The following is a 1,861-nucleotide window of genomic DNA, read 5'->3' on the forward strand; positions in this document are numbered from 1 at the left end:
CACAAACGACCGCAACCGAGCAGCCTGACCACACAACGCCCCCGACCCACGCCCCGACAACACAAACGGCAACACCGGCAGTTCACGCGCGGCTGTCGGCGTCGGCCGTCGATCGGCCCTTGCCGGTTCGTTCGACGGTTGCTGCAGAATGACGTGCGCGTTCGTCCCGCTGATGCCGAACGAGGACACTCCGGCTCGCCGGGGTCGGCCGGTGTCCGGCCATTCCCGTGTCCGGGTCAGCAGCGCCACGCCGCCGGACGACCAGTCCACCTCGGTCGAGGGGGCATCGGCGAACAGGGTCCCGGGCAGGGACCGGTGCTGCAGCGCCATCACCATTTTGATGACCCCGGCGACGCCTGCCGCCGCCTGCGGGTGTCCGATGTTCGCTTTCACCGATCCGAGCCACAGGGGTGAGTCGTCGGTGTGCTCCCGCCCATAGGTGGCCAGCAGTGCCTGTGCTTCGATCGGGTCCCCGAGCCGCGTACCCGTGCCGTGCCCTTCCACCACGTCGACCTCGGCGGCCGTCAGCCCCGCGTTGGCCAGCGCCTGCCGGATCACCCGCTGCTGCGAGGGGCCGTTCGGGGCCGTCAGTCCGTTCGAGGCCCCGTCCTGGTTCACGGCCGAACCCGCCAGCAGCGCGAGTACCCGGTGCCCGTTGCGCCGCGCGTCGGACAGCCGTTCCAGCACGACCAGGCCCACGCCCTCGGACCACCCGGTGCCGTCCGCGCCCTCACCGAACGACCGGCACCGGCCGTCCGGAGACAAGCCGCGCTGCCGCGCGAATTCCGTGAGGATCATCGGAGTACCCATGACCGCGACACCGCCGGCCAGCGCGAGCGAGCACTCGCCCGCCCTCAGCGCCTGCGCCGCCAGGTGCAGGGCCACCAGCGACGACGAGCAGGCCGTGTCGACCGTTGTTGCGGGTCCCTCGAAGCCGAACTGGTACGCGATCCGCCCGGACAGGACCCCGGGGGTGGTGCCGGTGAGCAGGTATCCGCCGGCGTCCGCGCCCACCGCACCGTATCCGTGCGGTGTCGCTCCCACCACCACGCCGGTCCGGCTGCCGCGCAGGGAGTCCGCGTCGATGCCCGCGCGCTCGAATGCCTCCCAGGCGACCTCCAGCAACAACCGCTGCTGCGGATCCATCGCCGTCGCCTCGCGGGGCGAGATCCCGAAGAACCCCGCATCGAACTCACCCGCATCGTGCAGAAACCCGCCACCACGCGCATACGTCGTCCCCGGATGATCCGGATCCGCGTGATACAACCCCTCCACGTCCCAGCCACGCGACTCCGGAAAACCAGTGATCCCCTCCCGGCCCTCCACCACCAGCGACCACAGATCCTCCGGAGAACCCACCCCACCCGGATAACGGCACGCCATCCCGACGATCACCACGGGATCATCGGGATCGGCAATCGACGCGGCCTGGATGTCGACGTCGGCATCCGCGCCCAACAGCAGTGATTGCAGGTGTTCGACGAGAACAGCGGGAGTGGGGTAATCGAAGATCACCGAACTCGGTAGGGTGATCTCCAGGGCGTGCGAGAGCCTGTCCCGCAGTTCGGCGGACATCAAGGAATCGAAGCCCAGGTCCCTGAACGTCTCACCGAGCGCGTCCTCACCGACCTCGCCGTTGCCGAGAGTGGCGGTGATGTGCGCGCGAGCCAGTTCCGTCATCCGGTACGCGCGCTCGGTCTCATCGAGCCGCCGCAGCTCACTCACCAGAGCCGAGGTCTCCGCCGGCGTCTTCTCGTCGTCGAGCGCCATGCCGAGCCAGTGGCGTCGGCGTTGGAAGGCGTAGGTGGGCAGTTCGGTGTGGCGGGCACCGGTCCCGGCGAACAACTCCGCCCAGTCGACC

Annotated in this window: 1 protein-coding gene; it reads right to left on the reverse strand. The window is 69.6% G+C overall.

Annotated elements, in window-relative coordinates; genetic code table 11:
* Positions 1–1,861, reverse strand: a 1,861-nt coding sequence (locus ACP4J0_RS38345) for a type I polyketide synthase (RefSeq protein WP_426604052.1), incomplete at both ends; no start/stop codon positions are given.

Origin of the sequence: Streptomyces sp. WG7 (assembly GCF_049975785.1) — a bacterium.
In the GTDB taxonomy this organism is placed as follows: domain Bacteria; phylum Actinomycetota; class Actinomycetes; order Streptomycetales; family Streptomycetaceae; genus Streptomyces.